At 57.4% G+C, this 16,336-nt stretch carries 11 protein-coding genes and 1 rRNA gene; 7 read left to right on the forward strand and 5 right to left on the reverse strand.

Annotated elements, in window-relative coordinates; translation table 11 throughout:
• Window positions 1-90: ribosomal RNA gene (gene rrf, locus ACLGE8_RS14885) — 5S ribosomal RNA — on the forward strand; the annotation flags it as partial.
• A gap of 123 nt (window positions 91-213) precedes the next feature.
• Here rrf and ACLGE8_RS14890 read toward each other — a convergent pair.
• A complete protein-coding gene (locus ACLGE8_RS14890) occupies window positions 214-669 on the reverse strand; it encodes an acetyltransferase (protein ID WP_410999578.1) in 456 nt (151 codons plus the stop codon).
• A 155-nt stretch (window positions 670-824) separates the two neighbouring features.
• Between ACLGE8_RS14890 and metA the strand changes: the two genes are divergently transcribed.
• The 4 genes from metA (at window position 825) to aceK (ending at window position 6,850) form a co-directional block, all read left to right on the forward strand.
• The gene (gene metA / locus ACLGE8_RS14895) at window positions 825-1,754 is read left to right on the forward strand and encodes a homoserine O-succinyltransferase MetA (protein ID WP_185668422.1); all 930 of its coding nucleotides are present in this window, start codon (window positions 825-827) and stop codon (window positions 1,752-1,754) included.
• 271 nt (window positions 1,755-2,025) lie between these two features.
• Window positions 2,026-3,627: a malate synthase A gene (gene aceB / locus ACLGE8_RS14900; RefSeq protein ID WP_410999580.1), complete on the forward strand. Its 1,602-nt coding sequence runs from the start codon at window positions 2,026-2,028 to the stop codon at window positions 3,625-3,627.
• Window positions 3,628-3,658: 31 nt separating this feature from the next.
• Window positions 3,659-4,963, forward strand: a complete 1,305-nt coding sequence (gene aceA / locus ACLGE8_RS14905) for an isocitrate lyase (protein ID WP_185668424.1) — start codon at window positions 3,659-3,661, stop codon at window positions 4,961-4,963.
• A gap of 102 nt (window positions 4,964-5,065) precedes the next feature.
• Complete coding sequence (gene aceK, locus ACLGE8_RS14910; RefSeq protein WP_410999770.1) at window positions 5,066-6,850, forward strand: bifunctional isocitrate dehydrogenase kinase/phosphatase; 1,785 nt, start codon at window positions 5,066-5,068, stop codon at window positions 6,848-6,850.
• 51 nt (window positions 6,851-6,901) lie between these two features.
• Here aceK and iclR read toward each other — a convergent pair whose 3' ends face one another.
• Window positions 6,902-7,726 carry a glyoxylate bypass operon transcriptional repressor IclR gene (iclR, locus tag ACLGE8_RS14915; protein ID WP_035895219.1) on the reverse strand — a complete coding sequence of 275 codons (825 nt, stop codon included), beginning with the start codon at window positions 7,724-7,726 and terminating at the stop codon, window positions 6,902-6,904.
• A gap of 199 nt (window positions 7,727-7,925) precedes the next feature.
• On the opposite strand from iclR, the gene metH reads away from it, so the two are divergent.
• A complete protein-coding gene (metH, locus tag ACLGE8_RS14920) occupies window positions 7,926-11,609 on the forward strand; it encodes a methionine synthase (RefSeq protein WP_410999582.1) in 3,684 nt (1,227 codons plus the stop codon).
• Between the two features lie 220 nt (window positions 11,610-11,829).
• Entirely contained in the window at window positions 11,830-13,461 is a 1,632-nt protein-coding gene (locus ACLGE8_RS14925) for a Na/Pi cotransporter family protein (protein ID WP_410999583.1), read from the forward strand.
• A gap of 157 nt (window positions 13,462-13,618) precedes the next feature.
• On the opposite strand, the gene pepE is transcribed toward ACLGE8_RS14925, so the two are convergent.
• The 3 genes from pepE to ACLGE8_RS14940 form a co-directional block, all read right to left on the reverse strand.
• The gene (gene pepE, locus ACLGE8_RS14930; RefSeq protein ID WP_410999772.1) at window positions 13,619-14,308 is read right to left on the reverse strand and encodes a dipeptidase PepE; all 690 of its coding nucleotides are present in this window, start codon (window positions 14,306-14,308) and stop codon (window positions 13,619-13,621) included.
• A gap of 113 nt (window positions 14,309-14,421) precedes the next feature.
• Window positions 14,422-15,234 carry a shikimate 5-dehydrogenase gene (locus ACLGE8_RS14935; protein ID WP_410999585.1) on the reverse strand — a complete coding sequence of 271 codons (813 nt, stop codon included), beginning with the start codon at window positions 15,232-15,234 and terminating at the stop codon, window positions 14,422-14,424.
• A 21-nt stretch (window positions 15,235-15,255) separates the two neighbouring features.
• Complete coding sequence (locus ACLGE8_RS14940; RefSeq protein WP_410999587.1) at window positions 15,256-16,179, reverse strand: sugar-binding transcriptional regulator; 924 nt, start codon at window positions 16,177-16,179, stop codon at window positions 15,256-15,258.
• Window positions 16,180-16,336: the final 157 nt, after the last annotated feature.

The raw sequence follows: 16,336 nt of genomic DNA on the forward strand, positions 1-16,336 counted from the left end.
ACCTGACCCCATGCCGAACTCAGAAGTGAAACGCCGTAGCGCCGATGGTAGTGTGGGGTCTCCCCATGCGAGAGTAGGGAACTGCCAGGCATCAATTTAGTGAAGAAGCCCATCCTGACGGATGGGCTTTTTTGCGTGTGTTGAAAATGAAAGTGCGGTGAACATCCCGGGGTCACTGCGTTCGCCCGGGCTACAATCGCCTGGTAGGGTAGGCTACGCCGATGCCGGGACGTCACCGAAATAACGCAAATGCAGCAACGGATAAGGTCGTCCATGATCGTCCGTCTCCGACCGGCCGGTCACGACAAACCCCATCTTCTGATAGAACCCCACCGCCTGCGCATTCTGCTCATTTACATCCGTGGTCAGATCGGGGATCAGCGACAGCGCATGTTCAACCATTCTACGCCCCACACCGGTTCCTCGTGTGTCAGGGTCGACAAACAGCGCTTCCAGATGATGCTCAGACAGCAGCATAAACGCTACCGGCATATCATTGTCATCTACCGCCACCCAGAGCGGTGCTTCCGGCAGGAAGGCTCGCACCTGAACTTCAATGTCTGCTCTATCCTGTGCGGAAAGAAAGTCATGCGTTGCGTCGACCGAACGACACCAAATCGCAATAAGCCGTTCGCCCTCATGGCGCTGTGAACGTCGAATTATCATCATTTTTCTCCTTTTCGAATCGTTTCAACATTCTACCTTATGAGTAATTGAAACTTTCTCACCTTCAACATGCAGACTCGACATTTCATGGAAATCTGGGTATCGTTAGGTGTCTGGATGTCTAAACGTTTATACGTATGCTGTGAGGTAATAAGGTTATGCCGATTCGGGTGCAGGACGAGCTACCAGCCGTCAATTTCTTGCGTGATGAGAACGTCTTTGTGATGACCACGTCGCGTGCTACAGGTCAGGAAATTCGTCCTTTGAAGGTGCTGATCCTCAACCTGATGCCGAAGAAGATTGAGACAGAAAACCAGTTCTTACGTCTTCTGTCAAACTCTCCGCTGCAGCTGGATATCCAGCTCCTGCGTATCGATGCGCGCGAGTCGCGTAACACGCCAACGGAGCATCTTAATAACTTTTACTGCAATTTCGACGACATTCGCGACCAGAACTTCGATGGTCTTATCGTCACCGGTGCGCCGCTTGGGCTGGTAGAATTTAACGACGTTGCCTACTGGCCGCAGATCAAACAGGTGCTCGAGTGGGCCAAGGATCACGTCACGTCGACGCTGTTTGTCTGTTGGGCGGTACAGGCCGCACTCAATATCCTGTATGGCATTCCCAAGCAAACCCGCAACGACAAGCTCTCCGGCGTTTATGAACACCACATTCTCCACCCGCATGCCCTGCTGACGCGCGGCTTTGATGATAGCTTCCTGGCGCCGCACTCTCGCTATGCCGACTTCCCGGCGCAGTTGATTCGTGACTATACCGACCTGGAAATTCTCGCTGAAACGGAAGGTGGTGACGCCTATCTGTTCGCCAGCAAAGATAAGCGTATCGCCTTTGTCACCGGCCACCCGGAATACGATGCTCATACCCTGGCGAGCGAATTTTTCCGCGACGTGGATGCGGGTTTAACCCCGGAAGTACCGTACAACTATTTCCCGAAAGATGACCCTAATAATAAACCGCACGCGACCTGGCGCAGCCACGGAAATCTGCTGTTTGCCAACTGGCTCAACTACTACGTCTACCAGATCACACCGTACGATCTGCGGAATATGAACCCTACACTGGATTGATCCTCTACCTTCCACGATCCTAAAGCGTTTCAGCATTCTCAATCAGGCACCTTCGGGTGCCTTTTTTGTTTCCGAAATCACCTCCAGTACAAAATAAATTTTTATCTTATTACTAATCAATAAGTTGTATTTGTTTTGAATTAAAAATGGAAATTGTTTTTGTTTTTTTAATTTTATTGATTAGGATTAAAAACGTTGAGCGAAAACTACACAACGATCTTCTGCTCAGCTGGCGGGGAAACTATTCGGATCACTCACGAGGAGCTGCACCATGACACAACAGGCCACAACAACCGATGAACTGGCTTTTCTGAAGCCTTCTGGCGCGCAGGAACAGCAGGTTCTGACTGCGGAAGCGGTGGAATTTCTGACCGAACTGGTGACCCGATTTACGCCTAAACGCAATAAGCTACTGGCTGCTCGTATTCAGCAGCAGCAGGATATCGATGACGGTAAACTCCCCGGTTTTATTTCGGAAACTGCTTCCATTAGAGATAGTGACTGGACGGTTCGCGGTATTCCGGCTGATTTGCAGGATCGTCGTGTAGAAATCACCGGGCCGGTTGAGCGCAAAATGGTGATTAACGCGATGAACGCGAACGTCAAAGTGTTCATGGCCGATTTTGAAGACTCCCTCGCGCCGGACTGGAGCAAGGTGATTGAAGGCCAGATCAACCTGCGCGATGCTGTCAATGGCACCATCAGCTATACCAACGATGCAGGAAAAATCTACCAGCTTAAGCCCGATCCGGCGGTGCTTATCTGTCGCGTGCGTGGCCTGCACCTGCCGGAAAAACACGTCACATGGCGCGGTGAAGCCATCCCGGGCAGCCTGTTTGATTTCGCGCTCTACTTCTTCCACAACTACAAAGCGTTGCTGGCCAAAGGCAGCGGCCCCTATTTCTATCTGCCGAAAACGCAGGCCTGGCAGGAAGCGGCCTGGTGGAACGAGGTGTTCTGCTTCGCTGAAGACCGCTTCAACCTGCCGCGCGGCACCATCAAAGCCACGCTGTTGATTGAAACGTTGCCGGCAGTTTTCCAGATGGATGAAATTCTGCACGCGCTGCGTGACCATATTGTTGGCCTCAACTGCGGCCGCTGGGACTACATCTTCAGCTATATCAAAACCCTGAAGAACCATCCGGATCGCGTACTGCCGGATCGTCAGGTGGTGACAATGGATAAACCGTTCCTCAGCGCCTACTCGCGCCTGCTGATTAAAACCTGCCACAAGCGCGGCGCCTTCGCGATGGGCGGCATGGCGGCGTTTATCCCAAGCAAAGATGCCGAGCGCAACGCGCAGGTGCTGAACAAGGTAAAAGCGGATAAATCGCTGGAAGCCAATAACGGCCACGACGGCACCTGGGTGGCGCACCCCGGTCTGGCGGATACCGCAATGGCGGTATTTAACGAGGTGCTGGGCGAACGTCCTAACCAGTTAGCCGTTTCCCGCGCTGACGACGCGCCGATTACCGCAGAAGAACTGCTGACACCGTGCGACGGCGAGCGCACGGAAGAGGGGATGCGCGCCAACATTCGCGTGGCGGTGCAGTACATCGAAGCCTGGATCTCCGGCAACGGCTGCGTACCGATTTATGGCCTGATGGAAGATGCGGCGACCGCTGAGATCTCCCGCACCTCTATCTGGCAGTGGATCCACCACCAGAAGACGCTGAGCAACGGCAAACCGGTCACCAAACCGCTGTTCCGCCAGATGCTGGCCGAAGAGCTGCTGGTTATCAAAGACGAGCTGGGCGATGCGCGCTTCAGCGGCGGCCGTTTCGATGATGCCGCACGCCTGATGGAGCAGATCACCACCTCCGACGAACTTATCGACTTCTTGACCCTGCCTGGCTACCGCCTGCTGGCGTAATTCACCACATAACAATATGGAGCATCTGCACATGAAAACTCGTACCCAACAAATCGAAGATTTACAAAAAGAGTGGACGCAGCCTCGCTGGGAAGGCATTCGTCGCCCGTACAGCGCGGAAGAAGTGGTGAAACTGCGCGGGTCGGTCAATCCAGAATGTACGCTGGCCCAGCTCGGTGCCGCCAGAATGTGGCGTCTGCTGCATGGCGAATCGAAAAAGGGCTATGTCAACAGCCTTGGCGCGCTGACCGGCGGTCAGGCGCTGCAGCAGGCGAAAGCAGGTATTGAAGCGGTGTATCTGTCCGGCTGGCAGGTGGCGGCAGATGCGAACCTGGCTTCCAGCATGTACCCAGACCAGTCGCTCTACCCGGCGAACTCTGTTCCGGCTGTAGTAGACAGAATCAACAACACCTTCCGCCGTGCGGATCAGATTCAGTGGGCGAATGGCATTGAGCCAAACGACCCGCGCTATGTGGACTATTTCCTGCCGATCGTTGCCGATGCGGAAGCAGGCTTCGGCGGCGTACTGAATGCCTTTGAACTGATGAAATCGATGATTGCAGCCGGTGCAGCGGCGGTACACTTCGAAGATCAGCTGGCCTCGGTGAAGAAGTGTGGTCACATGGGCGGCAAGGTGCTGGTACCGACTCAGGAAGCGATTCAGAAGCTGGTTGCCGCGCGTCTGGCGGCCGATGTGATGGGCGTTCCAACCCTGCTGATCGCCCGTACCGATGCGGATGCGGCGGATCTCATCACCTCTGACTGCGACCCGTACGATAGCGATTTCATCACCGGCGAGCGCACCAGCGAAGGCTTCTACCGTACCCATGCGGGCATTGAGCAGGCGATCAGCCGTGGCCTGGCCTACGCGCCGTATGCTGACCTGGTGTGGTGTGAAACTTCTACCCCGGATCTGGCGCTGGCAAAACGCTTTGCCGATGCCATCCACGCGAAATACCCAGGCAAACTGTTGGCCTACAACTGCTCGCCGTCGTTCAACTGGCAGAAAAAGCTGGATGATAAAACCATTGCCAGCTTCCAGCAGCAGCTGTCGGACATGGGCTACAAATACCAGTTCATCACCCTGGCGGGCATCCACAGCATGTGGTTCAACATGTTCGACCTCGCGCACTCTTACGCGCAGGGCGAGGGGATGAAGCACTACGTTGAGAAGGTTCAGCAGGCGGAGTTCGCAGCGGCGAAAGATGGCTACACCTTCGTTTCTCACCAGCAGGAAGTCGGCACCGGCTACTTCGATAATGTCACCACCATTATCCAGGGCGGAACCTCCTCGGTGACCGCGCTGACCGGCTCGACCGAAGAATCGCAGTTCTGATTACTGCCCGGTGGCGCAGCGCTTACCGGGCCTACAACGACATGTAGGCCGGATAAGCCAACGCGCCATCCGGCATGACTCGGTGCCGGATGGGGAGCGATGATGACGCGAGGCCTGGAATTACTGATTGCGCAGACCATTTTGCAAGGATTTGACGCCCAGTACGGGCGTTTTCTGGAAGTCACTTCCGGCGCACAGCAACGGTTTGAACAGGCCGACTGGCATGCGGTTCAGCAGGCGATGAAAAGCCGTATCCATCTGTACGACCACCACGTGGGGTTGGTGGTTGAACAGCTGCGCTGTATTACCGACGGTAAAAGCACCGATGCGGATTTTCTGCTGCGCGTTAAAGCGCAGTACACCCGACTGCTGCCGGATTACCCGCGCTTCGAAATTGCTGAGAGCTTTTTTAACTCGGTCTATTGTCGATTATTCGATCACCGCTCGCTTAGCCCCGAGCGGTTATTTATTTTCAGCTCGCAGCCGGAGCGCCGCTTCCGCGCCATTCCCCGGCCGCTGGCGAAAGACTTCTTCCCCGAATATGGCTGGGAAGCGGTGATTTTCAAAATGCTCAGCGACCTGCCGCTGCGCTTGCCGTGGCAAAACAAATCCCGCGATGTCGGCTACATCATGGCGCACCTGAGCGAAACGCTAGGCGCTGAGATGCTGCACCGTGCGCATCTGCAAATCGCTAACGAGCTGTTTTACCGAAATAAAGCCGCCTGGCTTATCGGTAAGCTCATCACGCCAAACGGTACGCTGCCGTTTTTAATCCCGATTCATCGTACCGATGAAGGGGAGCTTTTCGTCGATACTTGCCTCACCACCACCGAAGAGGCGAGCATCGTCTTTGGCTTTGCGCGTTCCTACTTTATGGTTTATGCTCCGCTGCCCGCCGCCCTGGTGGAGTGGCTGCGCGAGATCCTGCCCGGTAAAACCACCGCTGAACTGTATATGGCGATTGGCTGCCAGAAACACGCGAAAACGGAAAGCTACCGTGAATACCTGAACTATATCGCCAGCACCGACGAGCAGTTTATCGAAGCGCCGGGCATTCGCGGAATGGTGATGCTGGTGTTCACGCTGCCGGGCTTCGACCGGGTGTTTAAGGTCATCAAAGACAAATTCGCGCCGCAAAAAGAGATGTCTGCCGCCCACGTGCGCGCCTGCTATCAGCTGGTAAAAGAGCATGACCGCGTTGGCCGCATGGCGGATACCCAGGAATTTGAAAACTTCGTGCTGGATAAGCGGCAGATTGCGCCCGCTTTAATGGCGCTGTTGTTGCAGGAAGTACCGGGTAAGATCGTCGATATGGGCGATAAAATTGCGATAAGCCATCTGTACATCGAACGCCGAATGGTGCCGCTGAATCTCTGGCTGGAGCGGGTGGATGGCCAGCCGCTGCGTGATGCGGTGGAAGAGTACGGCAACGCCATTCGCCAGCTTGCCGCCGCCAATATTTTCCCCGGCGATATGCTGTTTAAAAACTTCGGCGTCACCCGCCACGGCCGCGTGGTGTTCTACGACTACGATGAGATTTGCTATATGACGGAGGTGAACTTCCGCGACATTCCGCCGCCGCGCTACCCGGAGGACGAGCTTGCCAGCGAGCCCTGGTACAGCGTGTCGCCGGGGGATGTCTTCCCGGAAGAGTTCCGCCACTGGCTGTGCGCCGACCCGCGCATCGGGCCGCTGTTTGAAGAGATGCACGCCGACCTGCTCAGCGCCGACTACTGGCGAGGCCTGCAAACGCGTATCAAGAATGGGCATGTAGAAGACGTTTACGCCTACCGCCGCCGCCAGCGTTTCAGCGTACGTTATGAAACCGACCGTAGGCCGGATAAGGCGCTTGTGCCGCCATCCGGCAATGTGCGCCGATCTGCCTGATGGCGCTACGCTTATCAGGCCTACCGAGAATGCCCCACAGGGGCATTTTGTTTATTTAATCCCGCCGTACGCCAGCGTCACCTCTTTCGCTGCCTTAATCACCATCGCACCAAACTCGGTGACCCGGTCGTCGGTAATGCGCGAAATCGGCCCAGAGATGGAGATAGCGGCAAACGGCTCGCGGTGCTCGTCGTAAATGCACGACGCCACGCAGCGCAGGCCAAGCGCATGTTCTTCATCATCAAACGAATAGCCGCGCTTGCGCGTCTGGGCAAGGTCATCTTTCAGATGCACCGGCGACACCAGCGTAGCGTGGGTGTAAGCGTGCAGCCCCTTGCGGTGCAGCAGGCTGGTGACTTCCTCCTCGCTCAACTGGGATAAAAATGCTTTGCCCGCGCCGGAGGCGTGCATCGGCAGCTTGCCGCCAATCGGGGCGGACATACGCATCAGCTGTGTACACTGCACCTGGTCGATAATAATCGCCTGGTGATCGCTCTTATCAAGCACCGCCAGATTCACCGTCTCGCCGGAGTCTTCCATCAGCTTGCGCAGAATCGGGTGGACGATGGCCAGCAGATTGCGGCTTTGCAGGAAGCTGCTGCCGACGATAAAGGCGTGTGCGCCCACGGACCAGTGCCCCAGTTCACCCACCTGACGCACGAACCCCAACTGCTGCATGGTGGTGAGCAGGCGGTGGGTGGTGGAGTTCGGTAGCCCAGCCTGCTGGGCGAGTTCGGTCAGCGCGACGCTGCTATGGGATTCGGCAATCCACTCCAGCAGCTTTAGGCCGCGGGTCAGCGATTGCACCTGGCCGGTCGCCGGAGCAGCGGCAGGGGCGGGTTTTCTACCGCGTTTTGCAGGAACGTTGGCAACCATCGCAACTCCTTTCTGTATCGTGGAAATTGTTTTCGTTTTTATTGATTATAATACAACCGTTCGTATTACTGCTCCGATGAGTCATGTTGAACATGTCTCAAGTAGCAAGTTGTTTCCTTTTCCACCCTCACAGTTTATGCCAGTATGTTTTATTGCCTTTTTTAGGCCTGGGTTTCGTTGAGCGGTGTCGGGAGTGCTTGTGAGCAGCAAAGTGGAGCAACTGCGTACGCAGTTAAATGAACGTATTCTGGTTCTGGACGGGGGCATGGGCACCATGATCCAGGGCTATCGTCTGAGCGAGCAGGACTTCCGCGGCGAGCGTTTCGCCGACTGGCCGTGCGACCTCAAGGGAAACAACGACCTGCTGGTACTCAGCAAGCCGGAGGTGATCAGCGCTATCCATAACGCCTACTTTGAAGCGGGCGCGGATATCATTGAAACCAACACCTTTAACTCCACGACCATCGCCATGGCAGATTACCAGATGGAATCCCTGTCGGCGGAAATTAACTTTGCTGCGGCGAAGCTGGCGCGTGCCTGTGCCGACGAATGGACGGCGCGCACGCCGAACAAACCGCGCTATGTCGCGGGCGTGCTTGGCCCAACCAACCGTACAGCGTCTATCTCACCGGACGTCAACGACCCGGCTTACCGTAACGTCACCTTCGATCAACTGGTGGCGGCCTACCGTGAATCCACCAAAGCGCTGGTGGAGGGCGGCAGCGACCTGATTCTGATTGAAACCGTTTTTGATACCCTGAACGCCAAAGCGGCAATCTTTGCGGTGAAAGAGGAGTTTGAAGCGCTGGGCGTTGACCTGCCGATCATGATTTCCGGCACTATCACCGACGCCTCCGGGCGTACGCTCTCCGGCCAGACGACCGAAGCGTTCTACAACTCCCTGCGTCACGCCGACGCCCTGACCTTCGGCCTGAACTGCGCCCTCGGCCCGGACGAACTGCGCCAGTACGTCCAGGAGCTGTCGCGCATTGCGGAATGCTACGTGACCGCGCACCCGAACGCCGGTCTGCCGAACGCCTTCGGCGAGTACGACCTTGATGCCGACACCATGGCGGCCCAGATTCAGGAATGGGCGCAGGCGGGCTTCCTCAACGTGGTCGGCGGCTGCTGCGGTACCACGCCGGAACACATTGCGGCGATGAGCCGTGCGGTCGAAGGCTTGCCGCCGCGCAAACTGCCGGACCTGCCGGTCGCCTGCCGTCTGTCCGGCCTTGAGCCGCTGAACATCGGCGACGACAGCCTGTTTGTTAACGTCGGTGAACGTACTAACGTCACCGGTTCGGCGAAGTTCAAGCGCCTGATCAAAGAAGAAAAATACAACGAAGCGCTCGACGTGGCCCGCCAACAGGTGGAAAGCGGCGCGCAGATCATCGACATCAACATGGATGAAGGGATGCTCGACGCCGAAGCGGCGATGGTGCGTTTCCTCAACCTGATTGCCGGTGAGCCGGATATCGCCCGCGTGCCGATTATGATCGACTCCTCCAAATGGGAGGTCATCGAAAAAGGGCTGAAGTGTATCCAGGGCAAAGGTATCGTCAACTCCATCTCGATGAAAGAGGGCGTTGAGCCGTTTATCGAACATGCGAAAAAAGTGCGTCGCTACGGCGCGGCGATGGTGGTAATGGCCTTTGATGAAGTGGGCCAGGCCGACACCCGCGAACGCAAAATTGAGATTTGCCGCCGCGCCTACAACATTCTGACTCAGGAAGTGGGCTTCCCGCCGGAAGACATCATCTTTGACCCGAATATCTTCGCCGTGGCAACCGGCATTGAAGAGCACAACAACTACGCGCAGGACTTTATCGGCGCTTGTGAAGACATCAAACGCGAGCTGCCGCATGCGCTGATCTCCGGCGGCGTCTCCAACGTGTCATTCTCGTTCCGCGGTAACGACCCGGTGCGTGAGGCCATTCACGCGGTGTTCCTCTACTACGCCATCCGTAACGGCATGGATATGGGGATCGTTAACGCCGGTCAGCTGGCGATTTATGACGACCTGCCGGCTGAACTGCGCGATGCGGTAGAGGATGTGATTCTCAATCGTCGCGACGACGGCACCGAGCGCTTACTGGAGCTGGCCGAGAAATATCGCGGCAGCAAAACCGACGAGACTGCCAACGCGCAACAGGCGGAATGGCGCAACTGGGACGTGAAAAAGCGTCTCGAATACTCGCTGGTGAAAGGTATTACCGAATTTATCGAACTCGACACCGAAGAGGCCCGCCAGCAGGCCGCGCGCCCGATTGAGGTGATCGAAGGGCCGCTGATGGACGGCATGAACGTGGTCGGCGACCTGTTCGGCGAGGGCAAAATGTTCCTGCCGCAGGTAGTGAAATCAGCCCGCGTGATGAAGCAGGCGGTGGCCTACCTCGAGCCGTACATTGAAGCCAGCAAAGAGAAAGGCTCCAGCAACGGCAAGATGGTTATCGCGACCGTGAAGGGCGACGTACACGATATCGGCAAAAACATCGTCGGCGTGGTGTTGCAGTGTAATAACTACGAAATCATCGACCTCGGCGTGATGGTCCCAGCGGACAAAATCCTCAAAACCGCCAAAGAGGTGAATGCGGATCTGATTGGTCTCTCTGGCCTGATTACCCCGTCGCTGGACGAAATGGTCAACGTAGCGAAAGAGATGGAACGTCAGGGCTTTACCATTCCGCTACTGATTGGCGGCGCGACCACCTCAAAAGCGCACACCGCGGTGAAAATCGAGCAGAACTACAGCGGCCCAACGGTCTACGTCCAGAACGCCTCGCGCACCGTTGGTGTAGTGGCGGCGCTGCTCTCCGATACTCAGCACGACGACTTTGTTGCCCGCACGCGCAAAGAGTACGAAACCGTGCGTATTCAGCACGGGCGCAAAAAACCACGCACTCCGCCGGTAACGCTGGCGGCGGCGCGGGAAAACGATCTGGCGTTCGACTGGGAAAACTACACTCCGCCGGTGGCGCATCGCTTGGGCGTGCAGGAAGTGGAAGCCAGCATCGAAACGCTGCGTAACTACATCGACTGGACGCCGTTCTTTATGACCTGGTCGCTGGCCGGGAAGTATCCGCGCATTCTCGAAGATGAAGTGGTGGGCGAAGAGGCGAAGCGCCTGTTTAAAGATGCCAACGACATGCTGGATAAACTGAGCGCCGAGAAAGCGCTGAACCCTCGCGGCGTGGTGGGCTTGTTCCCGGCTAACCGCGTAGGCGACGACGTGGAAATTTATCGCGATGAAACGCGTACCCACGTGCTGACCGTCAGCCATCATCTGCGCCAGCAGACCGAAAAAGTCGGCTTTGCTAACTACTGCCTGTCTGACTTTGTGGCGCCGAAAACCTCCGGCAAAGCGGACTACATCGGCGCTTTCGCGGTGACCGGCGGTCTGGAAGAGGATGCACTGGCCGATGCGTATGAAGCGCAGCACGACGATTACAACAAGATCATGGTGAAGGCGATTTCCGACCGTCTGGCGGAAGCCTTCGCCGAGTATCTTCACGAGCGCGTGCGTAAGGTTTACTGGGGCTACGCGCCGAATGAAAACCTGAGCAATGACGAGCTGATCCGCGAAAACTACCAGGGTATTCGCCCGGCACCGGGCTACCCGGCCTGCCCGGAGCACACCGAAAAAGGCACCATCTGGGAGCTGCTGGACGTGGAAACCCATACCGGTATGAAGCTGACGGAATCCTTCGCCATGTGGCCAGGCGCGTCGGTTTCTGGCTGGTATTTCAGCCACCCGGACAGCAAGTACTACGCGGTGGCGCAGATTCAGCGCGATCAGGTGGAGGATTACGCCTTCCGTAAAGGAATGAGCGTGGAGGAAGTGGAGCGCTGGCTGGCGCCGAACCTTGGCTACGACGCCGACTGATTCACAAAACCGTCATCTTTCCTTACAACTAACAGGGCGCTCAATGAGCGCTCTGTCTCTTTATTGTGCGTAAACCCTTATACTGAAAGAAGGCTGTTGCCGGATGGCGGCGTAATCGCCTTATCCGGCCTGCATAGGGATGATTTGTAGGCCTGATAAGCGCAGCGCCATCAGGCATAGGAGCCTCAGGAACCCATAACAATAAGGAGAAACTGATTCCGTGTTAACTCTGCTGCACCTGCTTTCTGCCGTCTCGCTGCTGGTGTGGGGCACCCATATCGTGCGTACTGGCGTAATGCGCGTCTTCGGCGCGCGCCTGCGTACCGTGCTCAGCCGCAGCGTCGAGAAAAAACCGCTCGCCTTCTGCGCGGGCATCGGCGTTACTGCGCTGGTCCAGAGCAGCAACGCCACCACCATGCTGGTGACCTCTTTTGTCGCGCAGGATCTGGTTGCCCTGACGCCGGCGCTGGTGATTGTGCTAGGCGCCGACGTGGGGACCGCGCTAATGGCGCGTATCCTGACCTTCGATCTGTCGTGGCTGTCGCCGCTGCTGATATTTATCGGCGTGGCCTTTTTCCTTGGCCGCAAGCAGACCCGCGAAGGGCAGCTTGGCCGCGTCGGGATTGGGCTCGGGCTTATCCTGCTGGCGCTGGAATTAATTGTTCAGGCGGTCAGGCCGATTACCGAAGCCAACGGCGTACAGGTGATTTTCGCCTCGCTGACCGGTGATATTCTGCTGGATGCCCTGATTGGCGCGGTGTTCGCTATCATCAGTTACTCCAGCCTGGCGGCGGTGTTGCTGACCGCGACGCTGACCGCCGCCGGCATTATCTCCTTCCCGGTGGCGCTGTGCCTGGTGATTGGCGCCAACCTCGGTTCCGGTCTGCTGGCGATGCTCAACAACAGCGCAGCGAACGCCGCCGCCCGCCGTGTGGCGTTGGGTAGCCTGCTGTTTAAGCTGGTGGGCAGCCTGATTATCCTGCCGTTCGTTCACATGCTGGCTGACGTGATGCACAAGCTGCCGCTGCCGGAATCCGAGCTGGTTATCTATTTCCACGTCTTCTACAACCTGATTCGTTGCCTGGCGATGGTGCCGTTCGCCGAGCCAATGGCGCGACTCTGCAAGCGCCTGATTCGCGACGAGCCGGAGCTGGACGCCAACCTCAAGCCGAAGCACCTGGACGTGACCGCGCTGGATACCCCAACGCTGGCGCTGGCCAATGCCGCCCGCGAAACGCTGCGCATCGGTGATGCCACCGAGCAGATGCTGGACGGCCTTAAAAAGGTGATGCACGGTGAGCCGCGTGAGGAGAAAAACCTGCGTAAGCAGGCGGATGATATCAACGTGCTCTACACCGCCATCAAGCTCTATCTGGCACGAATGCCGAAAGATGAGCTGGCGGAAGAGGAGTCCCGCCGCTGGGCGGAGATTATCGAAATGTCGCTCAACCTTGAACAGGCCTCGGACATTATTGAGCGCATGGGCAGTGAGATTGCCGACAAATCGCTGGCCGCGCGCCGTGCCTTCTCGGTTGAAGGGTTAAAAGAGCTGGAAGCGCTGTATGAGCTGCTGCTAAGCAACCTGCAACTGGCAATGTCGGTGTTCTTCGCCGGTGACGTCACCAGCGCCCGCCGCCTGCGCCGCAGCAAGCATCGGTTCCGTATTCTGAATCGCCGCTATGCGCACGCGCACGTCGACCGTCTGCACCAGCAGAACGTGCAGAGTATTGAAACCAGTACTCTGCACCTGGCGCTGCTGGGTGACATGCTGCGCCTGAACTCGCTGTTTTGCTCTGTGGCCTACAGCGTACTGGAGCAGCCGGATGAAGACGACGATCGCGACGATTACTAGCGGTAAACCCGGCCTCGGCCGGGCCACCTTGTAGGCCGGATAAGGCGTTTACGCCGCCATCCGGCAATGTGCGCCGAATAGCCTGATGGCGCTGCGCTTATCAGGCCTACGGTTTGTAGCCCGGGCGAGGCGTTCACGCCGACCCCGGGTTCACGGCTCAGAAGCGATGCCCTTCCTCCAGCACCACCGCCTCTTCACCCGCTCTGAACACATAGGTGGTACGCGGCCCGCCAAGCGTCGCTTCACCGTTAGCCACCTGAATCCAGTTGCCTTCCGGCAGACCAATCACCGTTAATTCCGGCGCCACGACCAACAGTTCGCGAATACGCTGCTCGCGGGTTTCGCCCTTATGGCCTTCCGGCAGCGCGTTGGTGAAGTGCGGGTTAATCTGCAGCGGGAACAGCCCCAGCGCATCAAACCCTTTCGGATCGACAATCGGCATATCGTTGGTGGTACGGATGGTCTGACAGGCGAGGTTCGCGCCCGCGCTCCAGCCTACATACAGCGCACCGCGCTTCACCACATCGACAATCGGTCCGAGCAGCCCGCGCTCGCGGCTCTCTTTCAGCAACTGGAAGGTGTTGCCGCCGCCAACGATAATCAGTTCGGCGTTTTCAATCGCGGAGATAGGGTCTGCCACGCTATGGATACCGGTGACCGTGACGCCCAGCGGCGCCAGAACCGCGGCGGTTTTTGCCGTGTACTCGTCCCAGGTCTGCGTCACGCCCGCAAACGGCAGAAACACCGCGCGACGGCGGCCGTTCAGTTGACCCGCAATCAGCGGCAGCGCGTGTTCCAGCCAGGCTTTACCCGGCAGCGTCGAGTTACTCAGCAGAAGTAAGTCCATCATTTCTCCTATTAATCAGAAAATTATCGAGCAGGGCGGCATGTTATCACCCTGCGCCAGGCCGCTTACTGATGTAGTTCACGATGTTGCAGTAGAGTGCCGGGAAGGGGCGCTTACCCCGCTCTGGCAAACGCTGCGGCCTCAACAACCAGCGCATCATCCGGCCGCACACCGGTATACATAACAAACTGCTCCACCGCCTGCAGGGCAATCACTTCAGCACCGCTGATAGTCTTTTTCCCCAAGCGCTGGGCGAGTTGAATAACCGGCGTTTCCGGCGGCAGAGCCACCACGTCAAACACCACGCTGGCGCGTGCGACCATCGCTTCACTAAAGGCTAGCTGCTCGCTCTCTTTGCCGCCCGCCATGCCGATAGGCGTGACGTTAACCAGAATATCAATACCGTCAGCGTCCGGCTGTGCCTGCCACTGGAACCCGTACTGTTTAGCCAGCGCGCTGCCGTTAGCCTCGTTGCGGGCAGCGATAATTACATCGCTAAAGCCTGCGTCGCGGAAGGCGGCAATCACCGCTTTCCCCATCCCGCCGCTGCCCTGAATCATTACACGGGAGGCGGTATCAAGCTGGTGGCTGGCAATCAGGCTTTTTACCGCGATGTAGTCAGTGTTAAACCCGGTCAGATGACCGCTGTCATTGACGATGGTGTTGACGGAGTCAATGACCCTGGCCGACGGATCGATAGCATCCAGAAATGCCATGCAGCTCTCTTTAAACGGCATCGACACCGCACAGCCGCGGATGCCCAGCGCACGAACGCCTTTCACCGCCGCTTCAATGTCCTGCGTGGTAAAGGCCTTATAGATAAAATTCAGCCCCAGTTTTTCATACAGATAGTTATGAAAGCGCGTGCCAAAGTTGCCGGGGCGGCCGGCAAGCGACATGCACAGCTGGGTATCGCGGTTAATCATGGTCATGTCCTCGTTAATGTCTTACTGCACTAAATATTCTGCGGTGGCCCGGTCGGTGACCAGCGTATTGATATGCTGCCCGCGCAGCGCGCCAAGAATAGCGGCGTGCTTCTCTTCACCGCTCGCCAGACCGATGACATAGCGGGCCTGCTTTAAGGTCTTGAGCTCAATGGCGAGCGTTTTTTCCTGCATCGCGGTGGCAACGGGTATGCCGTTACCAGCAAAAAAGCGTGAGCAGATATCACCTGCGACCTGAAGCGCCTCCAGCTCATCGCTTTGCGCATTGCCGTAAAACGCCTGCCAGTTGGCCGCATGGCGAATGGCGGGTGAGCCGATGCCCACCACCGCGATGTCCAGCCGCTGCCAGTAGTCGGCCAGCGTCTGGAAGTGCAGCGATTGCATGATGCCCCGGCGGATCAGCGGGTTATCCAGCAGGGCCGGAAAATCAGCGAGATACGACTCGCCTTTGAGTCGCGTGGCGGCGCTGTAGGTCAGCGTGTTGACGTGATAGCGGCTCGGAAGCTTACCGGACGGCCCGCCAACGATAGGCACGCATACCAGCGGGTGGGGTTGGCTGGACTGTGGTAACGCTTCGACCAGCGCACTGACCGCGCGACCCCAGCCGAAGCCTATCACGGCGTTGGGCGTCAGCAGTCGTTCAAACAGCTGCGCGCCATAAGCTCCGGCCTCGCTCTCCAGCGGTGCGACAACGGCCTCTTTCAGGCCAAATTTCTGCTTCAGCCGCTCCTCCAGCCACAGGCTATCGTTGTAGTCATAGTTGATGGCGATGGTCACCACGCCCAGCTCGCGCCCGCGCTTGAGCAGGCGGCTGATGGTGGTGCGGTAAATCCCTAGTTCGTGGGCGATTTGCGCCTGCGTCATCTCCTGCTCGTAATAAAGCTGGGCAATTTTCACTATCAGGCGGATATCGTCGCTGTTTTCCATCAAAGTGGCTGGCTCCTGCACATATGTGCAAAACGTAAAAACGGGTTCTCGATCTGGTATAACGCCGTCCTGTCGGGAGTTCAAGCGTATTTGCGGTAAAGCCGCTGGTCAGAGATGTGCACTTTTGTGCAGAAAGGGCATGATGAAAACAATGATT

This window comes from Kluyvera sp. 142486 (genome assembly GCF_046569695.1).
GTDB lineage: Bacteria > Pseudomonadota > Gammaproteobacteria > Enterobacterales > Enterobacteriaceae > Kluyvera.

Excerpts from the sequence above, each read along its gene's own strand:
- aceB (WP_410999580.1), top strand. The coding sequence starts at position 2,026 with ATGACACAACAGGCCACAACAACCGATGAACTGGCTTTTCTGAAGCCT.
- aceA (WP_185668424.1), top strand. The coding sequence starts at position 3,659 with ATGAAAACTCGTACCCAACAAATCGAAGATTTACAAAAAGAGTGGACG.
- iclR (WP_035895219.1), bottom strand. The coding sequence starts at position 7,726 with ATGGTTGCCAACGTTCCTGCAAAACGCGGTAGAAAACCCGCCCCTGCC.
- ACLGE8_RS14940 (WP_410999587.1), bottom strand. The coding sequence starts at position 16,179 with ATGGAAAACAGCGACGATATCCGCCTGATAGTGAAAATTGCCCAGCTT.
- metA (WP_185668422.1), top strand. The coding sequence starts at position 825 with ATGCCGATTCGGGTGCAGGACGAGCTACCAGCCGTCAATTTCTTGCGT.
- pepE (WP_410999772.1), bottom strand. The coding sequence starts at position 14,308 with ATGGACTTACTTCTGCTGAGTAACTCGACGCTGCCGGGTAAAGCCTGG.
- ACLGE8_RS14890 (WP_410999578.1), bottom strand. The coding sequence starts at position 669 with ATGATGATAATTCGACGTTCACAGCGCCATGAGGGCGAACGGCTTATT.
- aceK (WP_410999770.1), top strand. The coding sequence starts at position 5,066 with ATGACGCGAGGCCTGGAATTACTGATTGCGCAGACCATTTTGCAAGGA.
- ACLGE8_RS14935 (WP_410999585.1), bottom strand. The coding sequence starts at position 15,234 with ATGATTAACCGCGATACCCAGCTGTGCATGTCGCTTGCCGGCCGCCCC.